At 60.2% G+C, this 19,262-nt stretch carries 18 protein-coding genes and 2 pseudogenes; 4 read left to right on the top strand and 16 right to left on the bottom strand.

The genetic code is table 11. The features are described 5' to 3' along the window. Positions 1–95 precede the first annotated feature (95 nt). Together ACM6J5_RS21640 and ACM6J5_RS21635 are read left to right on the top strand one after the other, a co-directional pair. Positions 96–1,319 carry an MFS transporter gene (locus tag ACM6J5_RS21640; RefSeq protein WP_414929311.1) on the top strand — a complete coding sequence of 408 codons (1,224 nt, stop codon included), beginning with the start codon at positions 96–98 and terminating at the stop codon, positions 1,317–1,319. A 7-nt stretch (positions 1,320–1,326) separates the two neighbouring features. Beyond that, positions 1,327–1,485 (top strand): annotated as a pseudogene (locus ACM6J5_RS21635) (SDR family oxidoreductase); the annotation flags it as partial. Between the two features lie 204 nt (positions 1,486–1,689). Here ACM6J5_RS21635 and phnN read toward each other — a convergent pair. From phnN to ccmA, 12 genes and pseudogenes are all read right to left on the bottom strand, one after another. Then, positions 1,690–2,256 (bottom strand): phosphonate metabolism protein/1,5-bisphosphokinase (PRPP-forming) PhnN, encoded by a 567-nt coding sequence (phnN, locus tag ACM6J5_RS21630; protein ID WP_095944040.1) that lies wholly within the window; start codon positions 2,254–2,256, stop codon positions 1,690–1,692. A 20-nt stretch (positions 2,257–2,276) separates the two neighbouring features. Further along, positions 2,277–2,447, bottom strand: a pseudogene (locus tag ACM6J5_RS21625) (hypothetical protein); the annotation flags it as partial. Between the two features lie 60 nt (positions 2,448–2,507). Then, positions 2,508–2,915 carry a hypothetical protein gene (locus tag ACM6J5_RS21620; RefSeq protein ID WP_150673901.1) on the bottom strand — a complete coding sequence of 136 codons (408 nt, stop codon included), beginning with the start codon at positions 2,913–2,915 and terminating at the stop codon, positions 2,508–2,510. A 15-nt stretch (positions 2,916–2,930) separates the two neighbouring features. Further along, positions 2,931–4,130: a c-type cytochrome biogenesis protein CcmI gene (gene ccmI, locus ACM6J5_RS21615; RefSeq protein ID WP_414929310.1), complete on the bottom strand. Its 1,200-nt coding sequence runs from the start codon at positions 4,128–4,130 to the stop codon at positions 2,931–2,933. Then, the gene (locus ACM6J5_RS21610) at positions 4,123–4,596 is read right to left on the bottom strand and encodes a cytochrome c-type biogenesis protein (protein ID WP_150673902.1); all 474 of its coding nucleotides are present in this window, start codon (positions 4,594–4,596) and stop codon (positions 4,123–4,125) included. Before ACM6J5_RS21610 ends, ccmI begins: the two co-directional genes overlap by 8 nt. Further along, positions 4,593–5,129 (bottom strand): DsbE family thiol:disulfide interchange protein, encoded by a 537-nt coding sequence (locus tag ACM6J5_RS21605; protein ID WP_095944045.1) that lies wholly within the window; start codon positions 5,127–5,129, stop codon positions 4,593–4,595. The genes ACM6J5_RS21610 and ACM6J5_RS21605 overlap by 4 nt, the downstream gene beginning before the upstream one ends. Beyond that, positions 5,126–7,114 carry a heme lyase CcmF/NrfE family subunit gene (locus ACM6J5_RS21600; RefSeq protein ID WP_414929309.1) on the bottom strand — a complete coding sequence of 663 codons (1,989 nt, stop codon included), beginning with the start codon at positions 7,112–7,114 and terminating at the stop codon, positions 5,126–5,128. Before ACM6J5_RS21600 ends, ACM6J5_RS21605 begins: the two co-directional genes overlap by 4 nt. Before the next feature lie 3 nt (positions 7,115–7,117). Beyond that, complete coding sequence (gene ccmE, locus ACM6J5_RS21595) at positions 7,118–7,573, bottom strand: cytochrome c maturation protein CcmE (protein WP_414929308.1); 456 nt, start codon at positions 7,571–7,573, stop codon at positions 7,118–7,120. Continuing rightward, entirely contained in the window at positions 7,570–7,746 is a 177-nt protein-coding gene (ccmD, locus tag ACM6J5_RS21590) for a heme exporter protein CcmD (RefSeq protein ID WP_060541438.1), read from the bottom strand. The genes ccmE and ccmD overlap by 4 nt, the downstream gene beginning before the upstream one ends. Then, entirely contained in the window at positions 7,743–8,498 is a 756-nt protein-coding gene (locus ACM6J5_RS21585) for a heme ABC transporter permease (RefSeq protein ID WP_414929307.1), read from the bottom strand. The genes ccmD and ACM6J5_RS21585 overlap by 4 nt, the downstream gene beginning before the upstream one ends. A 73-nt stretch (positions 8,499–8,571) precedes the next feature. Continuing rightward, entirely contained in the window at positions 8,572–9,240 is a 669-nt protein-coding gene (ccmB, locus tag ACM6J5_RS21580; protein ID WP_007980754.1) for a heme exporter protein CcmB, read from the bottom strand. After that, the gene (gene ccmA, locus ACM6J5_RS21575) at positions 9,237–9,872 is read right to left on the bottom strand and encodes a cytochrome c biogenesis heme-transporting ATPase CcmA (protein ID WP_095944048.1); all 636 of its coding nucleotides are present in this window, start codon (positions 9,870–9,872) and stop codon (positions 9,237–9,239) included. The genes ccmB and ccmA overlap by 4 nt, the downstream gene beginning before the upstream one ends. 199 nt (positions 9,873–10,071) lie before the next feature. On the opposite strand from ccmA, the gene ACM6J5_RS21570 reads away from it, so the two are divergent. Further along, a complete protein-coding gene (locus ACM6J5_RS21570) occupies positions 10,072–11,646 on the top strand; it encodes a flagellar hook-length control protein FliK (RefSeq protein WP_414929306.1) in 1,575 nt (524 codons plus the stop codon). After that, a complete protein-coding gene (locus tag ACM6J5_RS21565; RefSeq protein ID WP_095944050.1) occupies positions 11,643–11,972 on the top strand; it encodes an EscU/YscU/HrcU family type III secretion system export apparatus switch protein in 330 nt (109 codons plus the stop codon). Before ACM6J5_RS21570 ends, ACM6J5_RS21565 begins: the two co-directional genes overlap by 4 nt. A gap of 258 nt (positions 11,973–12,230) precedes the next feature. On the opposite strand, the gene ACM6J5_RS21560 is transcribed toward ACM6J5_RS21565, so the two are convergent. The 4 genes from ACM6J5_RS21560 to ACM6J5_RS21545 form a co-directional block, all read right to left on the bottom strand. Further along, positions 12,231–13,286 carry a DUF6396 domain-containing protein gene (locus tag ACM6J5_RS21560; RefSeq protein WP_414929305.1) on the bottom strand — a complete coding sequence of 352 codons (1,056 nt, stop codon included), beginning with the start codon at positions 13,284–13,286 and terminating at the stop codon, positions 12,231–12,233. Positions 13,287–13,366: 80 nt separating this feature from the next. Next, positions 13,367–14,398 (bottom strand): sel1 repeat family protein, encoded by a 1,032-nt coding sequence (locus ACM6J5_RS21555; RefSeq protein ID WP_414929304.1) that lies wholly within the window; start codon positions 14,396–14,398, stop codon positions 13,367–13,369. 3 nt (positions 14,399–14,401) lie between these two features. Beyond that, positions 14,402–16,363: a phospholipase D-like domain-containing protein gene (locus tag ACM6J5_RS21550; RefSeq protein ID WP_414929303.1), complete on the bottom strand. Its 1,962-nt coding sequence runs from the start codon at positions 16,361–16,363 to the stop codon at positions 14,402–14,404. Positions 16,364–16,365: 2 nt separating this feature from the next. Next, positions 16,366–19,242, bottom strand: coding sequence for a type VI secretion system Vgr family protein (locus ACM6J5_RS21545; RefSeq protein ID WP_414929302.1), 2,877 nt, complete (start codon positions 19,240–19,242; stop codon positions 16,366–16,368). Positions 19,243–19,262: the final 20 nt, after the last annotated feature.

Here is a 19,262-nt window from a genome sequence, read left to right as displayed (position 1 = left end):
GCAATGGAATGACTGCTATCACTCCAATCCCACTTCCGCCGTTTCAGTCAGCCCATTAGCCTGCGCGCATTCCTTTCCGTACAGCGAGACCCGTTATGAACCCAGCGACCCAGGTGCCCCAGGTGCCCCAGGTGCCCCACGGCACTGCGACAATGACCCCAGGGATGGTGCTGCTGTTCGCCTTCTGCTGCGGCGCGATTGTCGCCAACATTTACTACGCGCAACCGATCATCGGCCTGATCGCCCCGGACATCGGCCTGACCAACACCATGGCCAGCCTGATCGTCTCCCTGACCCAGATCGGCTATGCGCTGGGGCTGTTTTTCCTGGTGCCGCTGGGGGATCTGCTGGAGAACCGTCGGTTGATGATCATCACCACGCTGGTGGCGATTGTCAGTCTGCTGGGCGCGGCGTTCACCGATCAGCCGAACGTGTTTTTGCTGATTTCGCTGTTGGTGGGGTTCAGTTCGGTTTCGGTGCAGATCCTGATTCCGTTGGCCGCGCACCTGGCGCCGGAAGAAACCCGTGGCCGTGTGGTGGGCGGGATCATGGGCGGTTTGCTGCTCGGCATTCTGCTGGCCCGGCCGGTGTCCAGCGTGGTAGCCGACCACTTCGGCTGGCGGGCGATGTTCATGATTGCCGCGGTGTTCATGGCGGCCATCAGCATCGTGCTGGCCGTGACCATTCCCAAGCGTGAACCTGATCACAGTGCGTCCTATGGCCAATTGCTGGGCTCGCTGTGGACGCTGTTGCGCAAACAACCGGTGCTGCGCCAGCGGGCGTTTTACCAGGGCTGCATGTTTGCCACCTTCAGCCTGTTCTGGACCGCCGTACCACTGGAGCTGGCGCGCAACCATGGCTTGTCGCAAAGCGAGATCGCGATTTTCGCGCTGGTCGGCGCCATCGGCGCCATTGCCGCCCCGATCGCCGGGCGCCTGGCCGATGCCGGTCACACCCGCATCGCCTCGTTGCTGGCCCTGCTGTTCGCCAGCCTGAGTTTTATGCCGGCGTTTATCCATCCGGCCTACAGCGTCATCGGCCTGGCGGTGACCGGCGTGGTGCTCGACTTCTGCGTGCAGATGAACATGGTCCTGGGCCAGCGTGCGGTCTACGCCCTCGACGGCAAAAGCCGCAGCCGCCTGAATGCGCTGTACATGACCAGCATCTTCATCGGCGGCGCCTTCGGCTCTTCGGTGGCCAGCGCGGTGTACGAACACGGCGGCTGGTTGTGGATCGTGATCGTCGGCAGCGCGTTTCCGCTGCTGGCATTGTTGCGGTTCTTGAGTGTTTCGCAGAAGGGTTCGTTGGCGACGGCGTAAATCGCTAAAAGCGCGGTATCTGGCCAACGTGCCGATGGGCCGCCTGGGACAACCACAGGAAATCGCCTCCGCAATTACGTTTCTGCTGTCGGAACAGAGCGGGTTCATCACCGGGCAGATGCTGTTTGTCGATGGTGGTGCTTCTGTGGGCAAGGCTGCTTTCTAACTTACCAACACCCATCCACTGAGGGAGCGAGCTTGCTCGCGATAGCGGACTGTCAGCCACATCAATGGTGAAGGTACTGCCGTCATCGCGAGCAAGCTCGCTTGTATGTTTAGACTTGAAGGGGTGGGCGGGGTAAAAACCGTTGAATCAAAATCAACAGATCGCAGGCTGGCACTTGCCGGGCATCACCGGTGCCCGGCAACGTCAGGCGCGTGGAGCTTGCTCGTCAATGCAGGCCAGCAAGCGTTCGACCGTAAGCTCCAGTGGCCCGGAGTTGTCGAGCAGGTGCACGGCAGAATCTTCCGCCAGCAGCTGCTCGTTGAATCGGGCATTGCGTGCCAGGCGCTGATCGATCTCGCTAACCGATTCACGCCCGCGCTTGAGCAGTCGTTGACGCAGCACCGCCTGGTCCACGCTCAGCAACAGCACCAACACATCCGGATAGCGCAGCTGCGTATTCTGCAAATGCCCCCGCGAGCCATTGACCAGTACGTTCTGGCCAGCGGCCAGCCAATCGTCGATTTCCCGTGGGATGCCATAGGACAACCCATTGGCGTGCCAGCTCAGGGCAAACGCGTCCCGGGCTTCCATGTCGGCGAATTGCCGGGCACTGACGCCCAGCGCCGCCTCGCCCACGGCTTCGGCCGAGCGGGTAATGATCCGGCGCACGATACGGCAGCCGTGTTCGGCCAACCGCGTTCGCGCGGCATCCAGCAGGCTGTCCTTGCCCGAACCTGAAGGCCCGATGAGATAGATCAACCTGCCCGCCATCAAAACACCCTCTTCGCTTGTCACCACTTGGACCACCGGTAAACCGTCCGTGCCCGCAGCAGTTCGGCCCGCAGGCCCGTCGCAATCTCGCCACGATCGTCCAGCCCGGCGGCCAGCTCTGCGGCGGCCACGTTACCCGAGTGCGACCGGCCGTGCACGATGTTCGGTGCGCCCATCAACATACTCCTGCCGTGAAAGCACAACTTCAACGCCCACAAAAAAGGCGCCCCCGAAGGTCGCCTTTTTTTGCGCTACTGCCCGAATTGCCGCCCCAGGCCACCCGGTACACCGTGGATGTCAGTATCTTCCCACGGCCCGTTCGGACTGATCGACCGGCTCCAGCCGTTATCCCAGCGGTAATAGGTACGCTGGCGATAAAAGGTATTGGGCTGGTCATCCAGCACATACACCCCAAGCTTCGGATCCCAATGGCTATTGCCCCCTGGTGGCGGCGCGAAGCTGGCAGAGGTGCGTGGCAAGGGCTTTGAGGGTTTGGCCGGAATGGTCGGCTTGCTCGGTACAGGCGACGTCGATGGCGTGGGGCTCGGCTGCGACGGCGGGAACGGTGCTGGTGCCTGATGTTCCGTTGGTGGCTGGACCGCACAAGCGCTTAACCCCATGACGACGCTGAGCAGGGTGATACGAGCGAATGCGGTCATGATTGCGTTTTCCTGTTATTTGTCCGGACTATCGATGGTCAATGTTTGCGGCGCGGTGGTGCTGCTGGCCAGGGGCTTGCTGCGACCGATCCATTCTCCTGCGGTCGGTTTGCCGGCACGGGAAATGCGCGCAACCAGTTGGACTTCAGGGAAGTTCGACAGTTTCAATTGCGGCATCATTGCGTCGGCATCGCCCAGTTCGACGGTCACCGGCAGGTCGGCCACGGTCATGCGCTTGACCGCCAGCGGGGCCGGAGGACCGGAGATCGCACGGGCGAAAATGAACACGCTGTCGCCAGGCTGGACCTTGGATTTAAGGTCCGAGGCCAGATCGACACTGACCTTGAGCAACGCCGCCTTGGCCGTCGGTGCTTGCGCAACCTTGCCGCCACTGGCCACCAGTTTCTCCGTGGCCCGGGTAATCCCGCCTTGCAGCGCCTCGCGGGACGGGTCTTGCGGCGGCAATTGCGCCAACAGGCGATTCCAGTAATCGATGGCGTCCTGATAACGCTCACTTTCAAACGCGGCAATGCCCAGCAGGCCAAGGCTGGTGACTTCTTTCGGATCGGCCTTGAGCGCTTCGTCGGTCAGGGCCTGGACCTTGTCCGACCACTTCTTGCCATCGGCAAAGTACTGGGCCTGGGCCCATTGACCGAGCAACTCGGGCTGACGACCGGCCAGGTTCACCGTGCGTTCGAACATCTTCGCCGCGTCCGCCGGACGATCCTGAGCCATGTAGGTGCGACCGAGGAAGTACATGCCTTCAGCGGAATCCGGCTGAGCAGCGACCGCGCGCTCCAGGCGCTGGGTCATCTCTTCCATCGACTGGGGGGCTTGGGAGAATTCACGGGTCAGTTCGACCTTGTCGCTGGCACCGAAATGCAGATAAAGGCCCAAGCCCAGCACCGGCACCAGAATGGCTGCCAGCAACGGCAAGGGTTTGCCCAGACGCGACACCCGTGGCGCTTCAGCGCCTTCGGTGTCCGCCAGCAACTCACGGGCAGCTTCGGCGCGACCGGCGTCCATTTGCGCCGCATCGAGCACACCCTCTTCCTGCTGAGTCTGCAACTCAGCCACGCGCTCCTGATAAAGCGCGACGTTCAGGGCGGTACGATCCTCTTCACGCTGGGCGCGACGGCTGCGCAGCACCGGGATCAACAGAAAACTCAGGGCAACGAGAAGCAGCAGACCTGCAGCGAGCCAGAAATCAATCATTCTTGGTTTTATCCAACAGGTGGTCGAGGCGCGAGCGCTCCTCGGCAGACAGCGAGCCCGGGGTGCCGGCGCGTTGCACGCGACGACGGCGGACGATCACCGCGATGATCACGACACCGCCCAGCAGCAGGCCGGCGGGGCCGAACCAGAGCAAGGCGGTCTTGGCGTTCAGCGCAGGCTTGTAGCGGACGAAATCACCATAACGGTCGACCATGAAGTCGATGATCTGCTGGTTGTCCTTGCCTTCGCCGAGCATGCGGAAAATCTCTTTGCGCAGGTCGGCGGCAATCGGTGCGTTGGAATCGGCGATGTCCTGATTCTGGCACTTGGGGCAACGCAGCTCCTTGGTCAGCTCGCGGAAACGCTCGCGATCTTCTTCCTTGGCGAACTCGTAGGTGTCGATGGCCGCGTGGGCCACGCCCGCCAGGCTCAAGCCCAAGGCAACGGCAGCGATCCAGCGCTTCATGGCTTGGCCTCGTCAACCAGCGCCTGGTACTTGCCCGCCAGTTTTTCGCGCCAGACCTGCTCGTCGATCACGCCGACGAACTTGTCGCGGATGATGCCCTTGGCGTCGATGAAGAAGGTTTCCGGTGCGCCGTACACGCCGAGGTTCAGGCCCAGCGAGCCGTCGTCGTCACGAATGTCCAGTGCATAGGGGTTGTGGAAGTCCTTCAGCCACTTCAAGGCATCGGCGTTGACGTCCTTGTAGTTGATGCCATAGATCACCACGCCCTGCTGGGCCAGTTTGTTCAACACCGGGTGCTCGACCCGGCAGGAAATGCACCAGGTGCCCCAGACGTTGACCAACGCCGGTTTGCCCAGAATGTCAGCGCGGGTCAGGGTCTTGTCGCCCTGCACCGACGGCAGGGAAAACTCCGGGAACGGTTTGTTGATCATGGCCGAAGGCAGCTCGGCCGGATCCAGGTACAACCCACGGTAAAGGAATACAGCGACCACCAGAAAAATCGCCAGTGGCAACAACATCAACCAACGCTTCATGCAGTGGCTCCCGACATGCCCAGCGCTTCGCGCACGCGGCTTTTGACCTTGACCCGATAACGCCGATCCAGCGCCGCCAGCAGCCCGCCTGCGCCTGTCAACAGACCGCCGAACCAGATCCAGCGCACGAACGGTTTGACATGCACGCGCACAGCCCAGGCGCCGTTGCCCAGCGGTTCACCGAGGGCGACATAGAGGTCGCGGGTGAAACCGGCATCGATGCCCGCTTCGGTCATCACCGAGTTCTGCACGGTGTACAGGCGTTTTTCCGGGTGCAGCACGCTGATTTCCTTGCCGTTGCGGATCACCCGCACGGTGCCTTTGTCGGAAGTGAAGTTCGGGCCTTCGAAGTGTTTGGCGCCTTCGAAGACGAACTGATAGCCGCCCAGGTCCATGGATTCGCCCGGCGCCAGGCGCAGGTCGCGCTCGGCACTGTTCTGGCTCGACAGCACGACACCCAGCGCACACACGGCAATGCCCAGGTGCGCGACCTGCATGCCCCAGTAGCTGCGGGTCAGGGTTGGCAGGCCTTTGATCAGGCCCTTGTGCCGGGTCTTGTCGAAGATGTCACGCACGCCGGCCAGCAATACCCAGGCGGCGAGCATGAAGGTCGCGAGCACGGCCCAGTTGAAATCGCCATAGGCGACGCCGGCCACGACTGCCAGCGCGGCGCTGCCGAGCAGGACCGGGGTCAGCATGCTCACCAGCCATTTCACCGGGGTGTCTTTCCAGCGCACGATCACGCCGACCGCCATCACCACCATCAGCAACGCCATCAACGGAATGAACAGCGCATTGAAGTACGGCGGGCCGACGGACAGCTTGGCGCCGGTCATGGCGTCGAGAATCAGCGGATACAGGGTGCCGAGCAGGATCATCGAAGCCGCCACCACCAGCACCAGGTTGTTGCCCAGCAACAGCGTTTCCCGGGACCAGAGGTTGAAGCCCACCTGGCTCTTGACCACCGGCGCGCGCAGGGCGAACAGGGTCAGCGAACCACCGACCACGAACAGCAGGAAAATCAGGATGAACACCCCGCGCTCCGGATCGGACGCAAAGGCGTGCACCGAGGTCAGCACGCCGGAACGCACGAGGAAAGTGCCCAGCAGACTCAAGGAGAAGGCGGCGATGGCCAGCAACACGGTCCAGCTCTTGAACACGCCACGTTTTTCCGTGACCGCCAACGAGTGAATCAGTGCGGTGCCCACCAGCCATGGCATGAACGAGGCGTTTTCCACCGGGTCCCAGAACCACCAGCCGCCCCAGCCGAGTTCGTAGTAAGCCCACCACGAACCGAGAGTGATACCGATGCCGAGGAACGCCCAGGCCACGATGGTCCACGGACGCGACCAGCGCGCCCACGCGGCATCCAGGCGACCGCCCATCAGCGCGGCGATAGCGAAGGCGAAAGCCACCGAGAAACCGACGTAGCCCATGTACAGCATCGGCGGGTGAACGATCAGGCCGATGTCTTGCAACAGTGGATTGAGGTCGGCACCGTCGGTGGGCGTTTGCGGCAGGATGCGTTTGAACGGGTTGGAGGTCATGATCAGGAACAGCATGAATCCGGTGCTGATCATGCCCATCACCGCCAGCACGCGGGCCAGCATGACCTGCGGCAACTGCCGGGAAAACACCGATACCGCGAAGGTCCAGCCGCCGAGAATCAAGGCCCACAACAGCAGGGAACCTTCGTGGGCACCCCACACGGCGCTGAACTTGTAGTACCACGGCAAGGCGCTGTTGGAGTTGTTGGCCACATAAGCCACGGAGAAGTCATCGACCATGAAGGCGTAGGTCAGGCAACCGAAGGCGAACAGTAAAAACGCGAACTGCCCCCACGCGGCCGGCTGGGCCAGGCTCATCCAGAAGCGGTCACCACGCCAGGCACCGACCAATGGCACCACGGCCTGAACCAGCGCGAAACACAGCGCCAGGATCATGGCCAGGTGGCCCAACTCGGGAATGAAGATTCCAGCTGTCATCAGTTAGCCCTCTTTCGCGGGAGTGGGTGCCGACTGGCCGCTGTCTTTCAGGGCCTTGGTCACTTCCGGCGGCATGTACTTCTCGTCGTGCTTGGCCAGCACTTCATCGGCCACCACCACGCCATCGGCGTTGAGCTTGCCCAAAGCGACGATGCCCTGCCCTTCGCGGAACAGGTCCGGGAGGATGCCGCGATACGTGATGGTCACGGACTTGTTGAAGTCGGTGACGACAAACTTCACGTCCAGCGAGTCGCCGGAGCGCTGCAAGGAACCGGCCTCGACCATGCCGCCGGCACGGATACGCGTGTCCCGCGGGGCTTCGCCGTTGGCAATCTGGGTCGGTGTGTAAAACAGGTTGATGTTCTGCTGCAGGGCGCTCAGGGCCAGGCCGACGGCAGCGCCGACCCCGACCAGGATCGCGAGAATGATGATAAGACGCTTTTTGCGCAGCGGATTCACTTGCCGTTCTCCCGGCGCAGACGACGCGCCTCTTGTTGCAGATACCGCTTGCGGGCCAGGATCGGCGCCGCCACGTTGAGGGTCAGTACCGCCAGGCAGATGCCATAGGCTGACCAGACATACAGGCCATGATGGCCCATGGCGATGAAGTCGCCGAATGAAGCAAAACTCATCGAGCGACCTCCAGGCTGTTTTCCACTTCGGCTTTGACCCAACTGGCCCGGGCTTCGCGCTTGAGCACTTCAAGACGCATGCGCAGCAGCAGCACCGCGCCGAAGAAACAGTAGAAACCCAGCGCCGTCAGCAGCAACGGCAGCCACATCTCGACCGGCATCGCCGGTTTTTCGGTGAGGGTGAAGGTTGCGCCCTGGTGCAGGGTGTTCCACCACTCCACCGAGTATTTGATGATCGGGATATTGATCACGCCGACGATCGCCAGCACCGCACAGGCCTTGGCCGCGCTGTCACGATTGCTGATCGCATTGCCCAATGCAATGAGACCGAAGTACAGGAACAGCAGGATAAGCATGGACGTCAGGCGTGCATCCCAGACCCACCACGAGCCCCAGGTCGGTTTGCCCCAGATCGCCCCGGTGACCAGCGCCACGGCGGTCATCCAGGCACCGATGGGCGCCGCGCATTGCAGGGCGACGTCGGCCAGTTTCATTTTCCATACAAGGCCGACGATACCGCACACCGCCAGCATCACGTAGATGGACTGCGCCAGCATGGCGGCCGGGACGTGGATATAGATGATGCGGAAGCTGTTGCCCTGCTGGTAGTCCGGCGGCGCGAAGGCCAGGCCCCAGACCACGCCAACGCTGATCAGCAGCAACGCCGCGACGCTCAGCCAGGGCAGCAGTTTGCCGCTGATGCCGTAAAACCATTTGGGCGAGCCGAGCTTGTGAAACCACGTCCAGTTCATACTGTTTCCATCACGGTTGCTCTTTACTGTGAAGAGCCAGGGTCTTTGCTGGTTGTTTTTTAACCAGACCTCATTATTCGCCGACGCTGATCTTCAGGCCAGCAGCTATTGCAAAAGGTGTCAGGGTTATCGCCAGGGCGGTCAGGCTGCCAAGCCACAGGAGATAACCGGTCGCCGGCATCCCCTGCAAGGCCGCCTGCAAGGCGCCACTGCCAAGGATCAACACCGGGATGTACAGCGGCAAAATCAGCAGTGCCAGCAACAGGCCGCCGCGCTTCAAGCCCACCGTCAGCGCCGCGCCCACCGCACCGAGCAGGCTCAGTACCGGTGTACCGAGCAGCAACGAAAGCAGCAACACCGGCAGACAGGCGGCAGGCAAACCGAGCATCAGCGCCAGCAAGGGCGCGAGCAAAACCAGTGCCAGGCCGGAAAAAGCCCAGTGTGCCAGCACCTTGGCCAAAACCAGAAGAGCCAGGGGGTGCGGCGAAAGGACCCACTGTTCGAGGGATCCATCCTCGAAATCACTGCGGAAAAGCCCGTCCAGCGAGAGCAGGACCGATAAAAGTGCCGCGACCCAGACCAGCCCCGGAGACAAGGTTTGCAACAATTGAGACTCAGGACCGACCGCCAACGGGAACAGGGAAACGACGATGGCAAAGAACACCAGCGGATTGGCCAGTTCCGCAGGACGGCGGAACAGCAGACGAGCCTCACGGGCGACCAACAGGCCGAAAACACTCATACGGCCCAGCTCCCCAGATCGATATCGCGATAACCGGCCGGCATCCGGCTCAGCGTATGGTGGGTGGTCAACACCACCATGCCGCCGCGCTCGCAGTGGCCGGCCAGGTGTTCTTCGAGTTGCGCCACGCCCTGCTTGTCGAGGGCGGTAAAGGGTTCATCGAGGATCCACAGCGGCGGGCTGTCCAGATACAGGCGCGCCAAGGCGACGCGGCGCTGTTGACCGGCAGACAGGGTGTGACAAGGCACATCCTCGAATCCACGCAGGCCAACCGCGGCCAGTGCCTGCCAGATCGCCTCGTGGGTCGCCGGATGATGCAAGGCGCACAGCCAGCTCAGGTTCTCTTCCGGCGTCAGCAAATCCTTGATCCCGGCGGCGTGGCCGATCCACAGCAGGTTGCGCGCCAGCTCACCGCGTTGTTCGTTCAGCGGCTGACCGTTGAGCAACACCTGGCCGGCGGTCGGCTGCATCAGCCCCGAGAGCAGGCGCAACAGGCTGGTCTTGCCGCTGCCGTTGGGGCCGCTGATTTGCATCATTTCGCCACTGGCCAGTCTCAAATCGAGATTTTCGAAGAGCAGCCGAAGGTCTCGCTCGCAGGCAAGGGCAACGGTTTGCAGGACAGGACTGGTCAAGGGATCACGGGCCTTATACGGTTCAAGTCGGCTCTGGCGCGGCCGTTAAAGAGACGCAGCATAGATGCAATGACGTCTTGTTCTAGAGAGCTGCGTCAAACAATTGCAAAGTTTTCGCCATTTTTGGATACAACGGCGCGGCATTATACATGCCATGCCTTACTCTAAAGAGTGCATTTTCCTCAGGTTGTGACCGCGTATGACAGGCGAAATGAACATCCTCCCGCTACCGCAAACCCTCCCGGCGACTTCCCGCCCGCAGGTGGTCAGCGGCGAGCTGCTCAAATTGCTGACCCCGGTGGAGGGGCTGATCAGCGTCGGTCAAACCGCCCAGGCCGAAGTGTTGTCGCTCAAGCAGGCGGACCAGACTTTCCAGATGCTACTCAAGGTCACCCTCGACAGCGGCCGCCAGACCACAGTCCAGACCACCAGCAATCAGCCGCTGGCCCAGGGCACCACGCTGGTCGTCACCCAGCCCTCGGCCGGCAACCTGGCCGTGACGGTGCAACAAGCCATTGCCTCCAGCATCGCCACCCTCACCCGCCTCGACACCGCGCAACTGCCCGTCGGCACTCTGCTGCAGGGCAAAGTGCTGACCTCGCAAGTGCTGCCCCAGGTGCCCGGCCAGCCCATGGTGTTTCGCTCGATGGTGGGCCTGCTCAACACCGCACTGAGCGGCAGCACCCTGAGCATCGACAGCCCGCAGCCCTTGCGCATTGGCACCTTGTTGAGCGCGCAGGTGCAGGACGCCCAGACCGTGAAGTTCGTGCCACTGAGCAGCCGACAGGAACAACTGGAGGTGACCCGGCAACTGGTCGACCAGCAAAGCCGCCAGGGATCGCTGGACGGCTTGCTCAAGCTCCTGCAAAACCTTGCGCCCTCGGACCAGACATCCGTTGAATTGCGCAGCGCCGCTGCCCGGTTGCTCGCCGGCTTGCCGGATGTTCAACAGTTGAGCACCCCCAAGGGCCTGGCCCAGGCCCTGGCCAGCAGTGGTGCGTTCCTCGAAAGCAAACTGCTGACCGGGCAAAACCCGACGCTCGCGCCGGACATCAAAGGCGATCTGCTCAAACTGGTGGCCCAGTTGAGTCAGGGCTTGCCGACCAACACCAGCCTCGGCGCGATCATCGCCGCCAATACCCTGGCCCAAGCCATGCCGAATTTTGTCCGCAATGCCCTGGGCATGCTCGGCCAGGTCAGTGCCAAGCCGTCGCCGACCGGTTTCCCGCTGCCCGAGCGCCAGTTGCAAGGCGCCGACGGTGAAAAAGACCTCGAACACCTGCTGCGCCTGGCCGCCGCCGCGGTTTCACGCCTGCAAAGCCATCAGCTGTCGAGCCTGGAACAAACCGGCGTAACTGCCGACGGACGGCTGATGAGCACCTGGCAACTGGAAATCCCTATGCGCAATATGCAGGACATCGTGCCCTTGCAGGTCAAGTTCCAGCGTGAAGAATCACCCGAAAAAGACCCGCCGAAGGAACGTCGCGAAGAACGCGAACCCAAACAACAGCTGTGGCGTGTGGAACTGGCCTTCGCCATGGAGCCCTTGGGGCCGCTGCAAATTCAGGCACAACTGATCAAGGGCAGCCTGTCCGGCCAGCTCTGGGCCGAACGGCCGTACACCGCCAACCTGATCGAAAGCAACCTCGCCAGGCTACGTGACCGCCTGCTGTCCGCCGGCCTGAACGTCGGCGACCTGGACTGCCACCACGGCACACCACCCCAAGGCCCGCAAACCCGCCTCGAACAACGCTGGGTCGACGAAACCGCATGAAAAACCCCAACGCCCCAAGACAAGCCATCGCCCTCAAATACGACGGCACCCACGCCCCCACCCTCACCGCCAAGGGCGACGAAGCGCTGGCGGAAGAAATCCTGCGCATTGCCCGCGACTGCGAGGTACCGATCTACGAAAACGCCGAACTGGTGAGACTGCTGGCGAGGATGGAGCTGGGGGACAGCATTCCGCAGGAGCTCTATCTGACGATTGCCGAGATCATTGCGTTTGCGTGGAGTTTGAAGGGGAAGTTTCCGGCGGGGATGGGGCCGGATGCGCTGATGGTGGAGAAGGACGTCACCGAAAGCGGGGATGATTACTGAGATTTCAAGGGCGCCATCGCGAGCAGGCTCGCCCACAGGTGATCTGCAGTGATTCTGTGACCGACATGGAACCACTGTAGGAGCGAGCCTGCTCGCGATGCACGTATGAGCGCCGCGTATCTCCAGGAAGCCCGCGTCATCGTTAACGACCATCGCGAGCAGGCTCGCTCCTACAGGTTCTCTAAGCCTGGACCAAGCCGCCGGACTCAGTCAGCCCATGCCGACCATCACGTGCAGTTATTGCAGGAACAGCATTGATTAGAGGTTCCCGGCGGTTTTTGGCAGCGGAAAGCCCGTGGCGGGATCAAGTCCCTTTTCGGCGCTGAGTTTCTCGATCAGCTCTGCTGATGGAACGATGGGTACAGCCGAGTCAAGCTCGTGTTTCCATTGGAAGGTACCGTCCCACTCGGGGAGGGTCGCAGGTGGGAGTGGGACGATGTCATCCAGATCGGGGACTTTTGCGCCGATGTGTTCGTGTCGCATCAGGAAGTCGCTGATTTTATAGTATCGATCGGCGCGCTCGTCATCTTGCTGTAAAGCCAGATAGTTTAGTTCATTGGAAGCAGGCGGTCCTTTGAATGCATTAGCGAGATTATATGCACTCAGATCGTCGCCATTTCGGGTAGCTGTCTGGTAACCTTGCAGAGCCTCTTGATAAAACCCTGAGTCTTGCGAGTAACTTGAGTAGTCCCTTGCTGCCAATCGATTACCTTGCTCCATCGCACACTTGTACATTGCCAATACGATATCGGCCGTATTGGGCACGTAGGACAGAACCCTACCTATGTAGTATTGGGCCTCCGGATTCCCCAAGTCGGCTGCACGCCGAAAGTAGGCTCTTGAGGCGGCGACATCCTGTTTTACGCCATAACCCAACTCCAGATAATGCGCCATATCGTAATAAGCCCCGGGAATCCCTTTATTGATATAATACTCGGCCAAATCGATGGTCTCTTTACCTGCGTCAAAAGAGCGGGCTTGTCCGGTTGACAGTAGAAATTGCAGATTGGTCGCGGCCTTGTAATGATCCTGCGCAGCCGCGATACGATAATAGCGGGCGATCTCGTCGTAATCCTTCTGCCCTTTACGCTTTTCCAGGTAAAGGCCATACCGATATAGGACGTCCGCATCATGATTCAATACAGGCAACGAATCACGCTCATATGCGCACTTAAACTCAAGTCTACTGTAGGCAAAGTCTACCGACGCGGCATCAGGCATCTGCTCTTCTTTTTTTGAGCAGGCCGTGATCATCAAGAAGCTGAACAATGCCAGCAGCGGCCTACTCGCCCCCACACGATTATATTCCGGCATAACTTCACTCGATAATTAATGAATCCCCTCATCTATTCACGTCCTCCGAACTCTCCAACTCGCTCCCCCGGCGATAATGGTCAGGTATTCCTGGTGGGTTTTGGCAGCGGCAAGCCCGTGGCGGGATCAAGTCCCTTTTCGGCGCTGAGTTTCTCGATCAGTTCTGCTGATGGAATGATGGGGACAGCCGAGTCACGCTCGCGTTTCCATTGGAAGGTACCGTCCCACTCGGGGAGGGTCGCAGGTGGAAGTGGGACGATGTCATCCAGATCGGGGACTTTTGCTCCGAGGTGTTCGTGTCGCGTCAGGAAGTCGGTGATTCTATTGTATCGGTCGGCGCGCTCGTCATCTTGCTGAACAGCCAGGTAGTACAACCGATCGGAGGCTGGAGGCCCTTCGAAGGCACTCGCCAGATTTCCGGCACTGTTTGCGTCACCATTTCTAGTCGCATGTTGGTAGCCTTCCAAGGACTCTCGATACAAACCTGAGACCTTCGAATAACTTGCATACTCTCTCCCCGCCAATCTGTTGCCTTGCTCCATCGAACATTCGTACATCGCCAGCATGATTTTTGCCGTATTGGGTACATAGGACAGAAGTCTGCCTATGTAATACTGAGCGTCCGGATTCCCCAAATCGGCCGCCCGACGAAAGTACGCCTTGGACGCGGCGACATCCTGCTTGACGCCATAACCCAACTCGAGGTAATGCGCCATATCGTAATAAGCCCCGGGAATGCCTTGAGCAATATAATACTCGGCTAGATCGATGACCTCTTTACTGGCGTCAGGAGAGCGGGCTTGTCCGGTTGACAACAGGAACTGCAGATTGGTCGCGGCCTTGTAGTGATCGTGAGCTGCCGCAATACGATAATAGCGGGCGATCTCATCGTAATCTTTCTGTCCTTTACGCTTTTCCAGGTAAAGGCCATACCGATAGAAAACGTCTGCATCTTGGTTAAGTAAAGGTAACGAATCGCGCTCATATGCGCACTTAAATTCCAATCTACTGTAAGCAAAATTTACCTGCGAGGCACCCACCATACTTTCCTCCACCTTTGAACAGGCCATAGCAAACAAACACACACTAAACGCGAGACATATTTTATTCATAAACTAGTCCCAATTTTTTCTGTCAGGACTTTCTCGCATAAACTCAATCAATGATGCAACTGGAGACGCCGGCTCGCTCGTTACTTCACGTTGAGAGTTATTCGTTCGAGCATTTCTATTTAGGCTAATAATGTCTTGCCACTCTCTATATATCTTAGACATTTCACCCCCGGCAGCCCTCCACTCCGTATGCACCCCAAACAAATGCTCTCTCAACGGCCTTGTCACCGCAGGATCCTCAATACAAATATTCAACTCGCTATCCACCTGCATACTGCGGGTATTGATATTCGCGGAACCCAGCGTGGTGAACACGTCATCGACGATCATCAACTTGCTGTGCACATACACATCCATCCAGTTTTCCGGCGGGGAATCTGGGGCCACCAGGGTACAAATGTGCACTTTCAGGCCGGGAATTTCCGTGGGGGATATGACGGCCTGGTCTTGCTGGGGAAATTCTTTTTCAAGCTGCGCGACCCTGGCGCGTGCGCGTTCCAGCTTGTCTTTCAAGGTTTCGTAGTACCGAGCCGCCGCCTGGTCATGCTCGGTATCGCGTTGATCCTTGAAAATGCCTGCATTGATGGAAGCCAGGCGCTCGGCCAGTCTGGCTTGGGCAAGTTCGGCCTCTAGACCGTCGCGCCGTTCGGCCTTGGCGACACCCGGCATCAGCTCCGGGCGGCCCAGTTGCTTCAACATGCGGAACGTATTGACCGAGCCATCGCCCATGGCCTCGGTGGAGGAGTTGGTCACGACGAACAGATACAGCGGCCCGTCCTTTTCAAGATCACGCCCGCCTTTGAGAAGGTTTTGCACGACGCTCTTGATCTTGTCCGCCAGCGGTGGCCAGCGAAAGTACTGGTTCTCGATGTAGATGAATCGGGTCGTGTTGTTGACGGCCTTCAGGTAGACCTTCTCGATGTCGCGGATGCGTTCCTGGCTTTGGGTCCTGAGTATCTGCGCCATGACGGTAGGGCCATAGCCTGGGCGCACGCGCAGTTGACTGGCGAGGTGTTTACGCGGGCCGAGCAGGTCGATGCGGGTTTCTTTTTTCCAGGCGGCACAGAAGTTGTCGTTCAAGAACTCAAGCACCGGACCGCTCACGCGGCTGGAAATATCCTGCCGGGGCGTTTCGCCGTTGCGTCCGAACTGCCCGTGATGTCGCACGTGGCTGTGATCATCATTGTCCCAATAGGCATCCAGCGTGTTGTGCCCCATCACGAACCCGACGGCGACCTCCGGTTGCTCGTAGTCCACCAGCACCATTTTCTGGTGGTGGCTTGGCTCGGCAACCATCGCCACCGAACTCATGACTTTGTTGGTCGTGTCGCGATCCTTGTCCAGTGCCTTCCATTTCAGGCGCCAGGCAATTTCCGCACGATCCAGCAAGCCGAAGTCGCGAGTGACGAATTCGATGTTCTTGATCCGCAGAGAGGGATCGTTGCCCCATAGCAACAAGCGAAAGAAACGCTGGCCCAGCTCGATGGGGCCGGTTTCGGCGCCCGTATAGGCCAGGCGGATCTGGCGATACCACATCTTGTCATATTCGACTTGTGCGTCGTTGCGGTTCTGCTTGTACTTGCCGAGCCAGTTGGTGACGTTGTCACCGGGCGTCGGGTTTTCCGAAGTCTGGGCGAGGCGCAAGGTGTCGTACCAACACAGGATTCGGACTTGAACGCCTTCATGGGCTTTCTTGATCAGCAGATCGCCGATGCACAGCGAATTCGCTTTGCCGCGCTTGAAATACATCGAGGGCTGAAACCCCCAACAGATGATTTCCACGCTGCTTTTGGCGGTCTCGATGGCGTCATAAACCGAGCCGAAGGCACGCTCGCCGTTCACCAGCGGCTCGAAGGTGGCGGGTACCGGGCCGTATTCGGTGCACTGCACGAACCATGGCAGGTTGAGCTGGCAGGAGGTGGTCTTGCTCGTGGCGATCGGGACGGTGATCGTGGGTGGGGTCATCTTCAAGCCTCCGACTCTGGCGTGTTCAATTGGGCATAGGCCTGGCGGAACCGGCTGGAGCTGTCTGGCGGCGTATCGCCGGGTCGAGGTTGCTGCTCATGACGGTGGAAACCCTGGTTGGCCCGTTCGGCATTGCCCGGCTCTCCCAGGTAATCGCCGCCCACTGGCACCTCGTAGCTGATGCCGTTGGCCAGTTCGATGTGATAACGGCGGGTGGTGACGTGGTGGTCGACGGCAATCCGGCCACTGCCGTCCATGACACCTTTTGCGACCTGAAGCCCATCGGCAAAGAGTGTGTAAGGCATGCCCGCCCACGGCTGAAAACCTGCGGCAGTGGTTTGCCCGACCGCCAATGCCAGCGTCTGCCTGACCGAGCCCGTTGGCCACGCAGGGTTTTCGCGGTTGAGTTGTGCCGGGCCCTTGAAGGTCTTTTTCACGCCCCTTACATCAACGGTGCCGGGCGCATGGATGTCGATGTTGCCGTCCTTGATGCGGATATAGGCGCCACCGCTGGTCAGCAGGATTTCATCCTGAGCGGCAATTTCGACGGAACACCCGGTCGAGGTGATACGCACGCTGTCCTGGGCGGTGAGCTCGATGGCATCGCTCTGCGCCTGTATTTCGATCTTGCCTTTGGCCGCAAACAGCCTGGCGCCCGCAGCCTTGGCGAACAGGCTGATGCTTTGAGCAACACTGGCGAGCAATGACTGGCCGCCGGCAAGGTTGATGTCCTCTCCGCTCGACAAGGTCAACTGCTTGCCGCTATGAACGTGAGTATTTTGCGGCGTCGCGGTGACGATGTCGGCAGGCGCTGAAGCAATCAACAGCGGCTTGTGAAAACCGGCCGTGCGGCCACGGCCACCACTGCTGATCGCCGCATCGGTGTCGCCGCCATTGCGGGGTTGTCGTTGAGTGCTGGTGAGGTGCTTGTCTTCACTGCCATAGTCCAGCCGGGTATCGATTTCAAGTTGATCGAGGCTGTCGACACTTCCCTGCATCGGCAGGGCATTGTGCTGGCGAGCGGCCTCGGACAATGCCTTGACCCGCTCCTGGGCGTTTGTCAGTTGCGTGCGGGCTTCCTCGACATCGACCTGGCCGCCTTGCGCTTTGGTGCGTGGCCAGGTGCTGAGATACAAACCCTGCTGCGCGCGCAGGGCACCGTAGGCATCGGTGCGCAACTCAAAACCTGTGCCCCGCAGGGCGCCACGCTGATTGCCTTGCTGGTCGATCAGATAACCGAGGTTCAACTGGCTGTGGCCGTGGCTGCTATGGATCTGGGTGCGTACCTGGCCGGTGGAGTCGTCCATCACCCACTGGTTGTAGCCAAGTCCTTTGATCTCCTGGCTCTTGTAACCACTCATCAACCCGCTTGAGTGCCAGGCGGGCTTGTGTCCGCCATAGACCTGCCCCATCACCAGGGGGCGGTCGATGTCGTTGTCGAGGAACGTCACCACGACCTCCTCCCCCGAGCGCGGCACGTTCACGCTGCCCCAACCCTCACCACTGCTGGACTGCATCATGCGCAGCCAGCATGAGCCCAGTTCGCCATCCTTGAGCAGACGGTCCCAATGAAAACGGACGCAGATACGGTTGAGCTTGTCGGTAAAGACCTCGCGGCCGCTCGGGGCCACGACGACGGCGGTCTGCGGGCCGGGGTTGGCCGGTTTGGCATGGGCAAAAGGGCTGCGATAAGCAATGTCCAGCCGCTGGGTCTCAAAGCGGTTCAGGTAAAAGCCTTCGTTATCCACTTGGTGCATCGACTGGCGTTGCTCGGATTCGAAAAGCGCTTTCAGGCTACCGGGCGGGCTGACGCGCTGCGTGCCGACCGGCAGGTTGCTCTGGACAAAAAACTCGACCGCGATGATCAGGAACTGGCGTTCCTTGGGCGCCTTGAATTCATACAATGGATGTTGGGTCAGCTCGAAACCATGACCCGGTTGCATCTGGCGCACGCCACCTTGCCCATGGATGCGCCTGGCAGCCGATTCGTCCTGTTCAATCTGCACACGGCTCAGCCAGTCGCCCCGATCCGGGTTTTGCCAGGCATATTGCCCACGGTATTGATAACGCTCGAGATCGGGTGGCGCCGAGGATGCAGGCAGCGCCGGGGTTCGGGTGATTTGTGATCGGGCATGACAGAGGTAGTCGCTGCTGCTCGATTGCACCACGCCATTGAGCAATCGGGCCCCGGGGCTCCATTGGGTAATGCTGTCTTGTTGGTCAGCGGCCTGTTGCGCATGAAAACGCAAGGCTGGCGGGTTCAAGGTCGGCAAAAGAATGACACTGTCGGTGAAGACGATGCAGTGGCTGTCAAGCGCATGTTCCACGTACCAGAACAAACCTTCCTGTTCGCACCAGCGCTGCACGAAATGGGCATCGGTCTCGTTGAACTGGGTGACGTAGGACAGCAGCGGATATTCCCGTGACAGTTCGAAGCGGTACGCGCCACGCGCCTGGCTGTAGTGCTGGAAGACCTGGGCGAAGATGTCGGGAAGACTCACCTCCTGCCAGATCCTGCAATCCACACGGTACTCCAGCAGACTGAACCAGGGTGCGAAGACCAGTTGCCAGTCGTCCAGACCACCGTCACTTCCCAGGTAGCGGACGCTTTCCACCCAGCCATGCCTGGGGCTCAAGCTACCGTCGTCCAGCTTGATGCTCAGTTGCACCGCCTGACCAATGAGCTGTTCCGGGTCGAACACCGTCGCCTGGTTGATCACGTCTACCGTGTAGCGAGGCACCCGGCCCAGCCTCTCCCGGGCATGGGCTCGCAACGCGAACAGTTCCTGCCCTTGGGGCGTGGTCAGTTGCAACAAGCGTCCGGCCTGGCTCAATGGCTGGACAAACGAAGCCAATGCGGTGTCTGTAATTGAATTCACCGTTCAAACTCCCTGTTTCA

The sequence above is a fragment of the Pseudomonas sp. IT-P74 genome (assembly GCF_949768175.1).
GTDB lineage: Bacteria > Pseudomonadota > Gammaproteobacteria > Pseudomonadales > Pseudomonadaceae > Aquipseudomonas.
The sequence above is the reverse complement of the archived record's forward strand: the minus strand, read 5'-3'. Positions and strand labels throughout refer to the sequence as shown.